This is a genomic window from Actinomyces sp. SKVG-SVH-4(1), from assembly GCF_048514265.1.
GTDB lineage: Bacteria > Actinomycetota > Actinomycetes > Actinomycetales > Actinomycetaceae > Actinomyces > Actinomyces oris.
Genome location: NZ_JBGEVE010000008.1, coordinates 24795 through 39563 on the forward strand (window position 1 = coordinate 24795; position 14769 = coordinate 39563).

At 67.5% G+C, this 14769-nt stretch carries 11 protein-coding genes; 4 read left to right on the forward strand and 7 right to left on the reverse strand.

The window, feature by feature from the left end:
- From AB7V09_RS08060 to AB7V09_RS08090, 7 genes are all read right to left on the reverse strand, one after another.
- Entirely contained in the window at window positions 1-1299 is a 1299-nt protein-coding gene (locus AB7V09_RS08060) for a DUF5129 domain-containing protein (protein ID WP_419143427.1), read from the reverse strand.
- Window positions 1278-2936, reverse strand: coding sequence for a DUF5129 domain-containing protein (locus AB7V09_RS08065; protein WP_419143428.1), 1659 nt, complete (start codon window positions 2934-2936; stop codon window positions 1278-1280). The genes AB7V09_RS08060 and AB7V09_RS08065 overlap by 22 nt, the downstream gene beginning before the upstream one ends.
- Window positions 2933-3913, reverse strand: a complete 981-nt coding sequence (locus AB7V09_RS08070; RefSeq protein WP_419143429.1) for a DUF5129 domain-containing protein — start codon at window positions 3911-3913, stop codon at window positions 2933-2935. The genes AB7V09_RS08065 and AB7V09_RS08070 overlap by 4 nt, the downstream gene beginning before the upstream one ends.
- 147 nt (window positions 3914-4060) lie before the next feature.
- A complete protein-coding gene (locus AB7V09_RS08075; protein WP_419143430.1) occupies window positions 4061-5656 on the reverse strand; it encodes a DUF5129 domain-containing protein in 1596 nt (531 codons plus the stop codon).
- A gap of 122 nt (window positions 5657-5778) precedes the next feature.
- Window positions 5779-7422, reverse strand: a complete 1644-nt coding sequence (locus AB7V09_RS08080; RefSeq protein ID WP_419143431.1) for a DUF5129 domain-containing protein — start codon at window positions 7420-7422, stop codon at window positions 5779-5781.
- Window positions 7423-7471: 49 nt separating this feature from the next.
- Complete coding sequence (locus tag AB7V09_RS08085; RefSeq protein ID WP_419143432.1) at window positions 7472-8500, reverse strand: DUF5129 domain-containing protein; 1029 nt, start codon at window positions 8498-8500, stop codon at window positions 7472-7474.
- A 328-nt stretch (window positions 8501-8828) separates the two neighbouring features.
- Window positions 8829-9227: a RidA family protein gene (locus AB7V09_RS08090; RefSeq protein WP_315064423.1), complete on the reverse strand. Its 399-nt coding sequence runs from the start codon at window positions 9225-9227 to the stop codon at window positions 8829-8831.
- Window positions 9228-9914: 687 nt separating this feature from the next.
- Between AB7V09_RS08090 and AB7V09_RS08095 the strand changes: the two genes are divergently transcribed.
- The 4 genes from AB7V09_RS08095 to AB7V09_RS08110 all read left to right on the forward strand — a co-directional run bounded on the left by AB7V09_RS08095 (window position 9915) and on the right by AB7V09_RS08110 (window position 14713).
- Window positions 9915-10424 (forward strand): hypothetical protein, encoded by a 510-nt coding sequence (locus tag AB7V09_RS08095; RefSeq protein ID WP_419143433.1) that lies wholly within the window; start codon window positions 9915-9917, stop codon window positions 10422-10424.
- Window positions 10425-10725: 301 nt separating this feature from the next.
- Window positions 10726-12408, forward strand: a complete 1683-nt coding sequence (pgm, locus tag AB7V09_RS08100; protein ID WP_419143434.1) for a phosphoglucomutase (alpha-D-glucose-1,6-bisphosphate-dependent) — start codon at window positions 10726-10728, stop codon at window positions 12406-12408.
- A gap of 385 nt (window positions 12409-12793) precedes the next feature.
- On the forward strand, window positions 12794-13324 hold the full coding sequence (locus tag AB7V09_RS08105; protein ID WP_279012408.1) for a GNAT family N-acetyltransferase: 531 nt from the start codon (window positions 12794-12796) through the stop codon (window positions 13322-13324).
- A gap of 429 nt (window positions 13325-13753) precedes the next feature.
- Window positions 13754-14713 (forward strand): hypothetical protein, encoded by a 960-nt coding sequence (locus tag AB7V09_RS08110; RefSeq protein ID WP_419143435.1) that lies wholly within the window; start codon window positions 13754-13756, stop codon window positions 14711-14713.
- Window positions 14714-14769 lie beyond the last annotated feature (56 nt).

The window sequence follows — 14769 nt, forward strand, 5'->3', positions numbered from 1 at the left end:
CTACACCCGCGCCTCGGTTGCCGTCGACGTCGCGGCAGCAGCATTGGCGACCGCATCACGACGTCGTGCCACCGCCGTTTCCACAGTGGAGACGAGGCGAGAGATCCGATCCAGCTCAGCCAGCGCGGCAGCCGGAGAAATCTCGCCTTGATCCAGGCTGTTGGTCAGCTCTCCCAGCCTCCGATTCTGGTGGCCGACCCAGTTCTGGACAGCCTCGACCTGGAGCCCGGACCGGCGGCGGCTTGCGGATCGCACCATCCGGGTGACTGATATCAGGCGCTCAAGAACCGGTTCCTGCAACTTGCCCCAGACCTGCTCCCAGGTCGGGGACATCGTCAGCATGGACACGGTGTCCACGATGACGTCGTCGCCGTCATCAAGGGCTGCGGAGCGCCGCTCGAGCTCCAGGGCCTCATGTTGAACGCTCTTGCTGAACCAGTCGATACCTCGAGGTTCACCGAATCTGTTCCAGGCGCGTACGACGTCGTCATACTCGGCCTCGAAGCGCTGGTAGCGCTGTGCGAGCTGACGAGACTCCGGCGAGCCGGGCTCAAGCGTCCCCACGCGTAGGGCGGTTGAGTCGTAGTCGTAGGTCACCTGTGCGTAGGAGCGGGCGGCTGTTCTTGCTCGACGACGGGCGCTGAGCCCCCGCCGACAGTAGATGACGAGTCTGACCACTCCTGCCGCGCACAGCGCCCCTGCACCGATAACGCCGATACCCGAGACCGTCATGCCGTAGGGACCCAGGTAGGTCTCGGCTTGACGTCCCATCGCCACGACACCGCCGTTCCAGTCCTGAGCGGCGAAACGTGATGCCGCCGCGTCCTGGATGGCGACCTGCTCGGATCGCTTCAGTGACACGTCTGCACCGGGGTAGAAGGCCATCTGGTGCGCATGAGGGGCCACCGCGATGACAACCACTCCTTCTTTCCAACGACCTCCGCCCGAGGATCGAAAGTCCTGTCGGTAGTCGAAGATGTTCTCGGCGTAGTTCGCGGTAGCCGCATCCAGGTTGTTGATACCCCAACCCGTCAGCGATACGACTTCGAAACGAATGTCTTGCCGGAATCTCAGACTCTGCAGATCACGCTGAAGAGCCCGGGAGTCGAAAATGCCGGCCTCATCGCGAACATTGACAGTAGGGACATGACCCTGCCGAAAAGGCCCAAGAATCGCGAGTGGAAGCGCAGAGATCATCAGTACGCATATCGCAATATTCGCAACGAACGTGATGACATCGGAGGTACTGCGCCGACGACGCTCCGGAACAGGTCGCTCTATGGCCATCTTATTGCCCACTTCCGCTTCTTGCTGGGTTCACGTTTCCACCAGGGATCCCTGTACAACAAAGCGTACCGGTAGGCGTTATACACATCCATCACTGGTGAACTGACGGACAGTGCGCCCACCCCCTCACCCGTTACCGCGACCTCATCAACCGCGGGTGACCTCGTGAGCATGCGCACGGTACTTGACATTCGCGGCACTCCTCCCCACCGGCCAGCGAACTTCAGCCCCTCGGCGTCAGGATCCTCTTGCCCGTCACGCCCGAATTGAGCACCACCCAGCAACATGGAGATCTTCGAGCTCGAGCTGCTGCTCCACGAATTCATGTACTTCTTATACCGGCGACGACACCTCCTCCTCTCACCCCTCGGCATTCCAGCAAACACCCCACCGACAAAGCGTTCCGCAATCTGCCTCAGCTCCGAAACCACACGACCCAGAACATCGAGCCCCTCCACAGGCCTTATCTGACCTTGAGACAGCCTGCCTTCAAGGCCGTCGACCAACGAACGCAGGGAGTCCACCTGCTGCATCGCGCTCGTGAGCTTCGAGTCATACGCGCGCCCGCCCGATGCGCCGAACCGCTTGACTGCCTGCATATCTGCGAACACCGCATCGCACTCGTTCTGCCACGCGTCCCGCCAGAACTCGGTCAGAGACAACAGTCGGGCACAGTTGATCACCGCCTGCTGAACAGCATCCAATTGCATCGAGTAGGCTTTGACATAGGCCGCCTTATTCCCCACCCTCAGTCCGTACCACTGAAGTCCCACAGGAGTCCCCAACGCACCCCATGATCGCTCAAGTCGACGATAGTGCTTCTGAAGCACCATGTACCTGGCAAGAACCTGAACCCCATAAGGCTCGTCAACAGGAATGAGCGACGTGAACACACTCATGTCGGCGCGCCGTCCAATCACCCGCTCGTAGGCCTGACGAGCCTCCTCAATGCCCGAGCGCGCCATCCTTCCTCTCGTCAGATAGTGTCGAAACCAGAGGTTGGCAGCAGCCATGAAGATCAAGAACAGTGCGGCAACCCTGAACATCCTGGTAAAACCCACGTGCCAGCCGATATAGGAGGACGCAGTTCCCACGGCAGTGACCACGAGCGCATCCTCGTCACGGTCACTCTGGGTCAGATACTCTTGAATCGAGTACCACACCTCACTTTGGCCGTCCGAGTCAATATCAAGCTTCGGTCCGTAAAAGAAGTTCCTCCCCTGCCCTGCCAGTACATCATCATAGTCGGTATGCGGCGCTTGGGCGACGATCATCACGTTATCGGCCCAGCGCCCCGATTCCTCCCACGAGATCCATGGGACATCCGTGGGATGAGTGCGAGCATAGTTCCGCACCTCGTCTTGGAGGCTTTCGACTTTGGAATTGGGTAGGTTCACGACCACCACATGGGTCGGCTGCCGGAAGGTGAGCTTCTCAAGCTCCGACTTGACGTAGTCCCGCTGAAGAATTCCGGCCTCGTCATGGATCTCCACTGTCGGATGAAATTGTTTTGCGGGATAGAAGGGTGATTGTCCGCCGTTGATAATGAATGGTGCGACCACAAGTGCCACACCAATGAGGAGATTACCCACATACCCGAAGATCGCTCGTAACCCACCGAGCTCAGAGACTGTTGGCGGCTTCTTCACAGAGTAGTACCCCCAGGATTCTGGATCGTGTCCACCCGAGTCACGGCGCCGGCGTTCACAGCAGCGTCGAGTTCGACCAAACTGGCTGTCCTCTCGGCGAGACGAGCGGCCTGAGCACGCACACCACGACCGAACCATTGAGCACCGCGCGGCTCCCCGAAGTCCTTCCACGCCCTACTGACGACGTCGTACTCCGCTAGGAATCTCCTGTAGTCCGAACCGACGTCACGACTCCGAGAGGACTGCGCCGGAAGAGTTTCCGCCTTGAGCTCGGTGAGATCATAGTCGTAGACGACCTGCATCATCTTCTTGTGAGCAGCCCTGCCAAGGCGCCGGGCGGTGACGCCCCGCCATATGTAGAAGGCGAGCCATCCACTTCCCGCCATGAAGGCGAGGACCGCACCGACCACCCACATCATCGTGCCGTTCCCACTGTCTGAACCGATGTATGTCGCCAGCTGCCGCCCCATCGCCACGGCTCCGCCATCCCAATCGTCCTGGGCGTAGTGGCTTCCCGCCGCGTTCTCGATCGCCTCACGCTTGTCGGCAGACAGCCGCAAGTCCTTCGCCGCGTAGCAACGCACCCAATGAGACTCGGGCGCCACGACGAAGAGGATCGTTCCATTCGCCGGACTACCGACGTCGGAGCCCTTGAACCACGACGAACCTTGTGTGCCGTCGGCTGCGTACTTGACGGTCTCCTCGTCAATGTTGCCGATACCGGCTCCGGGGACCGAGAGCACCACGATACGAAGCTCGCGATCGTAGTGCTGCTCCTCCAGGCCGCGGCGAAGAGTCTGCTCGTGATAGATACCGGCCTCATCGCGGACAACCACATCGGGACGATGCCCAGATGCGGAGGGGTGGAGGAGCACCACCGGCAGAAGCAGGATCGCGATCAACGCCCCGGCAATATTCATCACGAACATTGCGACCGCTCGAAGACCACCAAGGCGGATGATCGCAGATTGCTTCATGTGACATTCCTTGTTAATAACCGAGCCGACCTCGAAGGCTGTCCCGTCTCCACTCTTAGCGGTTTGAGGTTAACAGCATCAATTGTCCAATCTCATCCACATGCACGTATTTCCTCGTCGAGGACCGGGAACGAGCACGATCCCGGCTCAGAAGCTCGAGGAGGAGCCCGCCCCGGAGAATCCGCCGCCACCCCCGGAGAAGCCACCCCCTCCCGAGGATCCGCCGCCCGGGGTGAAGGTTGACGCCGCACTGTAGCCCATCACCAGGGACGAGACCGGGACGAAGGAACGGAAGACCGCGTTGTCGAAGCCAGTGAGGCCGGCGATCGCCGGCGACGCCGAGTTGACGCGGATCGTGGCATGGGGGTCGTACTTGCCGTAGCCGCCGCCCAGGGACCAGGCACCGCTGTAGGCGGCGTACCGACCGGAGCCGCGGTAGCTGTTGAAACGGCGACGGCGCTCGTCGGCGTACCGCGAGGTATCGACGTCGATGGCGTAACATGCCAGGCCGTCAGCCTCCCTGTGGGTGGCGTCGGCGATCAGGTCGAGCTCATCGAGAGCCTGAGACGGCTGGAGCCTGCCCGCCGAGAGGTCCATCGTCATGCGGCCGAGACGCTCATGAAACCAGCGAACCTTCTCCCGCGTACCCATCGTGTTGACCGGCAGCCTGCCGGAGGAGTCGATCTTCTGGCACAGGGTGAGCAGCGCCTGGAGGTCCTCCAGGACCGGGCCCTGCTCGTTGTACCAGGCCTGCTCCCAGCCACGGTCTTGGTTGAGGAAGGTTGCGGTGTTGGCGACGACGTCGTCGAGCGTGTCGAGCGCAGCCGATCGTCGTCGCAAGTCGGTCGCCCTGCGGAGCATGGAGAGTCCGAACCACTGGGTGCCCCGGGGGCTGCCGAAGTCCTGCCATGACCGGGTCAGGTTCTCGTACTCGTCGCGGAACCAACGGTAGCGGGCCATAACCTGCGCCCCGTGGGGTTCCTCGGCGGGGATGCGCTGGGCGTGCCGTTCAGTGGCCCGGTAGTCATGGGCGACCTGCGTGTAGTGGCGCTGCGCCTCGCCGGCCCGACGGCGGGCCGTGAGTCCTCGCCACAGGTAGACACCGATACCGGCGGCACCGATTCCGGCGACTGGGAAGGACACCTGCAGGAAGAAGGCTCTCAGGTCGCTGCGAGGCTTACCGACGTACTTCGTGGACTTCTTCCCCATGGAGACCAGCCCCCCGTCCCAGTCCTTCTCCCGGAACTGGGACTTAGCGGCGTCCTGGATGGTGCCCTCCTGGCTGCTCATCACCTTGACGTCCTCACCGAAGTAGCAGCCCACCTTGCGCGAGTCGGGGGCGACCGCCAGGATCACCAGGCCGTCACTCCAGTACTTGGGGTTCGACGTCGAGACCCACGGGACATCAGTGTCGCTCGCATGCGAACGGGCATACTCCAGCACGGCGTCGTCGAGGTTGTCGATGTCCTCACCCGGCACCGTCAGGACGGCCAGGTGGACCTGCTTGCGGAACTCCAGATTCTTGAGCGTGGCGCTCAGCGCTGCGCTGTCAAGCACGCCGGCCTCGTCCTGGACCTCGACCGTGGGCCGGTAGGCGACCACCGCCTCCTTCTTCGATGGCCAGAGCCACACGATCAGCGGCGAGAGGACCAGAGTCAGACCCAGGACCATGACGGCGGTGAAGGCCACCACTGAACGGCCTCCACCCGAGCGTGTGGCGGGGTTCTGCCCCAGCTGCTCCATCCGAGCCCCACTTCCCTACTAGCTCCCTACTGACTGGACGTTTTCAGTGCCGATCCTAGCGGGGACGGGGCCGCCCCGGAGGCGGGCAGAGACAGCACCGACGCGGGCCCGCCCGCACCGGCTCAGAAGCTCGAGGAGGAGCCGGACCCGGAGAACCCGCCACCACCGCTGTAGCCGCCGGAGAAGCTGCTTCCCGAGAAGCTGGACCCGGAGCCGGAGCTGCTCGACGGCGTGTAGGAGGAGGCCGAGCTGTATCCCACCACCAGGTCGGAGACCGGGGTGAAGGAGCTGAAGGACCCGCCGGCGCCGACGCCCGAGCTGGACGAGCCGGATGAGCCGATAGCAGAGATGGCCGGAGACGAGGGGTTGAGGCGGATCGTCGAGTGCGGGTTGTAGCTGCCGTGCCCCCCACCCAGATACCAGTAGCCGGCGTAAGCGGCATCCGTGGACGAGACCGAGTCGTCGTAGCGACGACGGCGCTCGTCGGCGTAGCTGGAGGTGTCGGCGTCAATGGCCTCGCGTGCGAGCCGGGAGGCCTTCGTCCTCGTCTCACTGGCGATCTCGTCGAGCTCGTCCAGCGCAGCCGAGGGCTGGAGCGAACCGTCCTCCAGCCCGGCGGTCATGTCATCCAAGCGCTGCTTACGGGAGCGGACCCATTCCCGCTCCTCCTTGGAGCGCTCAGCGATCGAACCGTTCTCGGCGACGACGGCGCTGTCGACCTCGTGGCACAGTCTCCGCAGCGACTGCAGGTCCTCCAGGACCGGCCCCTGCTCGTTGCTCCAGACGCGGTCCCAGCCGGGCGACAGACTCAGGAAGGTGGCAGTGTTGGCGATGACGTCGTCGAGCGAGTCCAGGAGCTCGGAACGCTTCTCCAGCTCGGTGGCCCGCCTCAGCACCGACATGCCGAACCACTGGGTGCGGTAGGGGTTGCCGAAGTCCTGCCAGGAGCGGGTGACCTTCTCATACTCCTGACGGAACCACCGGTAGCGGGCCATGACCTGGGCACCGTGAGGCTCATCCTCGGGAATCGTGCCGGCCAGGAGCTCGGTGGTCTCGTGGTCGTGAGTGACCTGCGAGTAGTGGCGCAGCGCCTCGCGCGCCCGGCGTCGCGCCGCGAAACCGCGCCACAGATACCACGAGAGCCAGACGAGGCCCACAAGTGCCGAGATTCCGGGCAGGACGTAGGTCGTGCCCACATCACCGCCTCCGGGCCGACCGATGACGTCGGCGGTCTTGGCCGCCATGGAGACGGTGCCCCCGTACCAGTCGGCCCGGCGGTACTGTTCCTTGGCGGCGTTCTGGATGGCGGCCTGCTGCTCCAAGGGGACCGCGACATCCTCACCGAAGTAGCAGCCGACCTTGCGCGCCTCCGGGGCGACCGCCAGGATCACCAGGCCGTCACTCCAGTAGTTGGGGTTCGACGTCGAGATCCACGGGACGTCGGTGTCGCCCTGGTGCGAGCGGGCGTACTCCAGCACCGAGTCGTTAAGGTTGTCGACGTCCCAGCCCGGGACTGTGAGCACGGCGACGTGGACGTCCTGACGGAAGCCCATCGCCCGGATCTCCTTGGCCAGTGGCTCGCTCTGGAGCACCCCGGCCTCGTCGTGGACCTCCACGCTGGGGTGATGGACCTCCCCGAAGGGCCAGATGACCATGATCGGCAGCACGGCGATGAGGGCCAGGCTCACCACCACATTGGCGACGAAGGCCGTCACCGACCAGATTCCACCGAGTCCGACGATGCCGGACTGTTTCATGTGCTTCATCAGAACTTCCTTCCTCTGACGTGAGCCTGGCCTGTAAGGCGTGCCGACATCAGCATCCCGGGAAGGTCCCGTCCCCGAAATATCCCGCACCGGCATTCAGGAACCGTGGCGGCCCGGCGTAGCCGACAGGCACGACGGCTCCCCCCTCGCCACCAGGGCTGACCGGGTTCCAGTAACCGGCGTTCCTTCCGGGTCCGACGACGTCCAGCAGGGCGTGGGTACCCGGACGGGCGGAGGCTCCGACGTCGAGAGAGCCGAGAGCGCTGAGGGCAGGCTCCGCACCGGCCGCACTGAGCGTCAGGCCATGCCCCGCCCGGCGAGCATCGGCCGCCATCCAGGCAAGCTCGTCAAGCGCCGCCGAGGGCTGCAGCAAGCCGGCCGACAGCTCCGCAGTCATCTCGCTGAGGCGCTGGTGGTGTGCCCGCACCAGCTCGCGCACCTCCACCGTGCCGCGGGGAGTGAACGCGTAGGAGTCGATCCACTGGCACTGGCTCAGGAGCAGGTCGAGCTCATGAAGAACCGGTTGCTGCTCCTGGCGCCAGAGCCTCTCCCAGTTGGAGGACAGGCTCAGGAACGCGGCGTTGCTGGCGATGATGTCGTCGGTCGACTCCAGCGCGGCCGAGCGCCGCTTGATGTCACGGACCCGCTGGAGCACTCCCGGTTCGAACCACTGGGCGCCCCGGGGGCTGCCGAGGTCCTGCCAGGAGCGGGTCAGGCTCTCGTACTCGTCGCGGAACCAGTGGTAGTGGGCCATGACGTAGGCGCCGCGGGTCTCGCCTTCAGGGATGAGACGGGCATGGAGCTCGGTGACCTCGTAGTCGTCGGTGACCTGCGCGTAGTACCGCAGCGCCTGCTCGAACATCCGCCGTGCGGACAGACCGCGCCACAGGTAGTAGCCGACGCCGCCGGCGCCCAGCAGGGCCGGCAGGAGCGTGAGGGCGGCGAGCGAGGGCGCCCACACCGCTACGGCGACCGGTGAGAGCGCGCCCGCCAGGCCCGCCGTCATGATGACGCAGAAGGACAGCAGCGAGCGGATCCCTCCGACGCGGATGACGAGAGGAAGGCGCGTGGGCGGCATCGTCTTCCTCTCATGAAACCTCGACGTGGGTCCTGGCCGGCTGATGACTCTGCGGCCGCCGGCCGTGCCTCATCCTTACCCGCGGTCACGCCGTCTGCCATGGGGAGAGCAACACGGGGCGCCCTCGACGAGAGGACACCCCGTGGACGTGGAACCGGGAAAGAGCCTAGTTGTAGTGAACGGATCGCCCCACCGGCAGGGTCAGACACCCCGTTCCGGTGGGGCGGCATCCCATCGGATGCACCCGGCCCCGGCTCGCACCTGTAGGACCGGCGCCGGTCTGGCACGCGTCGGCGTGGCTTCGGTGACGCCTCTCGATCGGACCGGCTCAGGACCGGGCGGCGATGGCCTCGATCTCGACACCGGCCCCCAGCGGCAGGGCGGCCACCCCGAAGGCGGCCCGGGCCGGGAGGGTCTCGCCGGTGAAGTAGCGGGCGTAGACCTCGTTGACGGCGGCGAAGTCGGAGATGTCGGCGAGCAGGACCGTGGTCTTGACGACGTCGTCGTAGCCGAGGCCGGCCTCGGCCAGGATGGCGCCCACGTTCTTGAGGACCTGCTCGGCCTGGGCCTGGATGTCTCCCTCGACGAGCGCGCCGGTGGCCGGGTCGAGCGGCACCTGCCCGGAGACGAAGACGAGCGAGCCAGCCCCCTGACCGGTGGAGACGCCCTGGGAGTAGGGGCCGACGGCGGCGGGGGCGTTGGTCGTGGCGATACGGCTGACGGTCATGGGTTCCTCGTTCCTGGTGGACGCTGGGATTCGGCCGCGTCCCCGGCGGGCGGAGCGGCGGCCCGGGTGGCAGCGCAGTGGCGCCGACGCCCGGGCCAGAGTACCCATGTCCTGCGCACCACCTGCTTCTTAACCTCGGAGGCAGCCGACCATCCAAGCCGACGCCTCCCAGTTGCTCCCACGTATGAAGGACCGCCATGAAGCTGCCCGGTATCCCCTCGCGCGATGCCCTGACCGCCCATGCCCGAGGCCTCGCCGAACAGGCCGCCTCCGGTGCCGCCAAGGCCGCCGACACGATGTCCCGGGCAGCGGCCGACACGGGCCGAGCGGCTACCCGCACGGCCGCCCAGACCTCCCAGCGCCTCGGCGTCGACCGGCTTCCGGGCCTGTCACACCTGGCGCCGAAGGCCCCCACCCCGGTCGACACCGACGCCGGGCCACGGCTCACGGGCACCCCCTTCGCCCGGACCCTCGCCACTGCCTTCGCCGCCCGCCCTCACACGCGCAGCGCCGGGAGCCTCCTCATGGGCGCCGACTTCATTCGCACCGGGCTTCGACTGGGAGGCCGCGAGCGCAAGCAGCTCAAGAGCCACGGCTTCGCCCCCGAGACCATCTGCGCCACCGGGTGCGCCCGAGCTCGATGTCGCCGAGCTCACCCACGTCCACGGTCGCCGCCTCCCCAACCTCATGCGCAACGCCTCCTACCGGGTCATCAAGCGCGACATGCGCGCCGTCACCGACCACGGATCGGCCACCGGCTCACTGCACTGGATCAGCGTCTCGGAGCAGGAGCAGGCCCGGGGCGCCATGGGGTGGACCCGGCTGTGCGTGGACACCGATCAGACGGACCGGCTGCCCGTGCTCTCCGAGGACCATCACCTCGACGTCGTCATCGCGTCGGTGGGTCAGGAGCCCGGCGAGTACGCCAGTGACATGGCGGGCCTCCTGCCGCAGGGGATACCGGCCGAGGCGTGGCAGGCGCTGTCCGCCGACCCGACCCGCCCGGTGACGCGCCTGCACCTGCTGGGTCAGGACCGTATCGGGGTCGACGCCGGTGGGGACACCTACATGCTGTTCAGGAACGTGCCGCACGCCGTGCGCGGCTCGCTGCTCATCATGGGCAACCGGGTCAGGCGGGCCGAGCTGTGGCTGGCGGACCGTGCGAACCTCGACATCCTGGAGTGGCTGCCGGTGTAGGGGAGCTCCGGGCCTCGGGTATCGGGCCTCGTGCCCGCCGCTGGCCATCCGCCTCCAACCCACCACCTCCAAACCGCCGGCCGGGGCACGGACAGCAGGCATGGCTCCGACTGGCCGCGCCCGCCCCACCGCCCGGGACCTACGGCACTTCCACGATGACCCTCACGGCGAGCCCTCCCACAACGCCGTCGTCGGGCGCCATCCCGAGCTCGCCGGCCACCACGTCCCAGCCTCGGAACGGCCAGTGTTTCGCACAGCGAAACGGGCTGATCCGACCAGTGGCACGTGACACACTGTGCCCATGCACGCACGCGCAGGACAGCCAGCACAGCCCGAAGATCTCATCGACGTCGATGAGGTCGTCTCCGCCTACTACGACCTCGTCCCCGACCCCGCCGTCCCGGCCCAGAAGGTCGTCTTCGGTACCTCCGGGCACCGCGGCTCCTCTCTGGACACCGCCTTCAACGAGGCCCACATCGTGGCCACGACCGCCGCCATCGTGGAGTACCGCCGCTCCCAGGGCACCGATGGCACCCTCTACCTGGGCCGCGACACGCACGCCCTGTCCGAGCCCGCCTGGCGCACCGCCGTCGAGGTGCTCGCCGGCGCCGGGGTGACCACCGCCGTCGACGCCCGTGGCGCCTACACGCCCACCCCGGCCGTCTCGCACTCCATCCTCCTGGCCAACGGCGCCGGGACGGAGGCGGGGGTGCGCACGAGCGGGCCCGGCCTGGCCGACGGCATCGTGGTGACCCCCTCCCACAACCCGCCGCGCGACGGCGGCTTCAAGTACAACCCGCCCACCGGCGGCCCGGCCGGCTCGGAGGCCACCACGTGGATCGCCAACCGTGCCAACGAGCTGCTCGCCTCCGGGTGGCAGGACGTCCCGCGGGTCCCGGTCGCTGAGGCCCTCGACGGCCCCCACATCATCAAGCACGACTACCTGGAGACCTACGTCAACGACCTGGAGAGCGTCATCGACCTCGAGGCGATCCGCAAGGCCGGCGTGCGCATCGGGGCCGACCCGCTGGGCGGCGCCTCGGTGGACTACTGGGGCGCGATCGGTGAGCGCTACGGCCTGGAGCTCACGGTGGTCAACCCTGAGGTGGACCCGGCCTGGCACTTCATGACCCTGGACTGGGACGGCAAGATCCGCATGGACTGCTCCTCCCCCAACGCCATGGCCTCGCTACGGGAGAAGATGACGCCCGACGCCGAGGGCAAAACCCCCTACGACGTCGCCACCGGGAACGACGCCGACTCCGACCGCCACGGCATCGTCACCCCGGACGGCGGGCTGATGAACCCCAACCACTTCCTGGCCGTGGCCATCGAGTACCTCTTCACCCACCGGCCCGGCTGGCCCGCCGACGCCGCCGTCGGCAAGACGCTGGTCTCCTCCAGCCTCATCGACCGGGTGGCGGCCGCGATCGGGCGCACCCTCATCGAGGTGCCGGTGGGCTTCAAGCACTTCGTGCCCGGTCTGCTCGACGGCTCGATCGGCTTCGGCGGCGAGGAGAGCGCGGGGGCGTCCTTCCTGCGCAAGGACGGCACCGTGTGGACCACGGACAAGGACGGCATCATCCTGGCTCTCCTGGCCAGCGAGATCATCGCCGTCACCGGCAAGTCCCCCTCCCAGCTGCACGAGGAGCAGGTGGAACGCTTCGGCGCCAGCGCCTACGCCCGCATCGACGCCGCCGCCTCCAAGGAGGAGAAGGCCAAGCTCGCCGCCCTGGCCGCCGAGGACGTGACCGCCACCGAGCTGGCCGGCGAGGAGATCACCGCCCGGCTGGTCGACGCGCCCGGCAACGGGGCCCCCATCGGCGGGCTCAAGGTCACCACCGAGGACGCCTGGTTCGCCGCACGCCCCTCGGGCACGGAGGACGTCTACAAGATCTACGCCGAGTCCTTCAAGGGCGCCGACCACCTGGCCCAGGTGCAGGAGGAGGCCAAGAAGGTGGTCGCCGCCGCCCTGGGCGGCTGACGGCGCAGGCACAGCCCCTACCCCACCGAGCCGGGCACGTCTCGCGGCCCCCAACAGAATTTCTGTGGGGCTACGCGGGACGTGCCCGGCTCGGCGTCTGCCTGCCTTTCTCCCTGTCTCCCACGAGCGGTGCATCCACCACCTGACCCCACCGACCCCACCCGCCCTGCCCACGGGGACATTTCACGCGGCCGGGTGCGCGCCGCCCCGGACGGGGGCGTTCGACGCCGTCGGGGACAGCAATCCCGTCCCCCAACGCGCAAGATGCCCCCGGCCCAACGAAAGTGTCCCCGGGCGCGCAAGATGTCCCCGGGCGCGGGGGCGGGACGCGCGGGGACACTGGTGAATGCTCGACGTCAGCCTACCGACTGGTGAAAATATGGCCATGGGTACCACCGACTCCCCCGTCCTCCATATTCGCACTGCTCGGACGGCCCGGGCGGAGCAGGCGCAGGACGCGGCCATGGCCGCTGCCCTGGAGGCCATCTGCTTCCCGCCCGAGTATGCGGCCAGTCCGGCCGCGATCGCCGAGCGGATGGCTACCTACGCCGACCACTTCTGGCTCATCGAGGACGAGGGCGGCATGCTGCTGACGCTGGTCAACGGACCGTGCACCCACGAGCGCGACCTGAGCGACGAGATGTACGAGGCCCCCACGATGCACGACCCCGATGGGTCCTGGCAGATGATCCTCGGCGTCGCCACGGCTCCCGCCGCCCAGGGTCAGGGGCTAGCCACCCGACTGCTGCGCACCGTCATTGAGACGACGCGTGTCCACGGCCGCCAGGGCCTGGTGCTCACCTGCCTCGACGACCTCGTGGGCTTCTACGCGCGCCTGGGTTTTGTCGACGAGGGCCTGTCCGCCTCCCACCACGGCGGCGTGCCCTGGCACCAGATGCGGCTCACCCTGGTCTGAGCATCCCGCAGCATTCGGAGCTTCACCCGAGCGGTGCCGTCTTACCCCGCACTACCCCACGGGGACATTCCACGCGGCCGGGGGCGTCTCGTTCCAGACGGGGCCATTCGACGCCGTCGGGGACAGCAATCCTGTCCCCGGGCGCGCAGGATGCCCCCGGCCGGAAGAAAATGTCCCCGAACGCGTGAGACGCCCCCGGCTGGAGTGGAACGTCCCCGGGCGCGCCGGATGTCCCCGGCCACCACCGCCGTCACCGCACAACCACCACCTGACCCCACCGCCCGCCCACCACCGCAGTGTCCCCACACGCGCGGAAAGTCCCCGCAGATGGCGACTCGCCGGGTGCCACAGGTCGCCGGGTGCAAGCCCCTTCCACAGGGCTGACGACGTCGGGCGCCTCCTCCCGCGCATCGCCCCACGATGGGAGGCATGAGTATCACCGTCCTCGAACGCACAAGCCCCGCGCACAGTCTCACCCCAGCACCATCGCTACCGCTGCTCCTCACCTCCGACCCGGTCATGACCGGGGCATCCCGTCTGTTCGCGGGCCCGGGACTCACCCGCATCGCCCCGGGGACCTACGTGCCCTCCCAGGAGTGGGCGGAGGCCAGGCCGGACCTGAGGCACATGACCCTCATCCGGGCCGCGATGGCCAAGACCCGCGGCGACGTCGTCCTGCTCGGCCCATCTGCGGCCGTGTGGCTCGGGCTGCCCCTGGTGGGCCGCCTCCCCGGCCGAGTGCAGTGCCTCCGCCTCAGCGAGGCCCGGGCGCGCACGGCGCTGCTTCAACGCCATCGCCGCCCCGGCCTGAGCGACCTGCTCAACGCATCCGGCACCCACGCCTCGTCCGTCGCCGACACGGTCGTTGACCTGGCCCGGTGGGGCGGGCTCACCCAGGGCGTCTGCGCCATGGACGCCGCCCTGGCCTCCCACCTGTGCACCCGTGCCGAGCTGAACGACGCCGTCGACCACCTGGCCGCCGGCGCCCGCGGCATCCGCAGCGCCCGCACCGCCGTCCACCTGACCGACACCCGCTCCGAGTCCCCCGGCGAGTCCCTCTCCCGCGTGCGCATGTGGCAGGCCACCCTGCCCCGCCCCGACCTCCAGCACGAGGTCCACATCAACGACCACACCTACCGCCTCGACTTCCTGTGGCCCCGCACCAAGGTGGTCGGCGAGTTCGACGGCCGCATCAAGTACCGCAAGAACAGCTTCGGCAAGGACGCCGAGGACACCGTCCTCAACGAGCGCCGCCGCGAGCTCGCCCTGACCCGCGCCGGCTACGACGTCGCCCGCTGGACCTGGGAGGACGCCTGGCCAACCGACGCCCCCGCCATGCTGCGCGAGCTCGCCCGTCACGGCATCCACCCCACCGGGGTGCGCTGGTAAGACGCCGCCGAGCCGGGCACCGCCCTGCCCACGGGGACATTCCGCGCGGCCGGGGG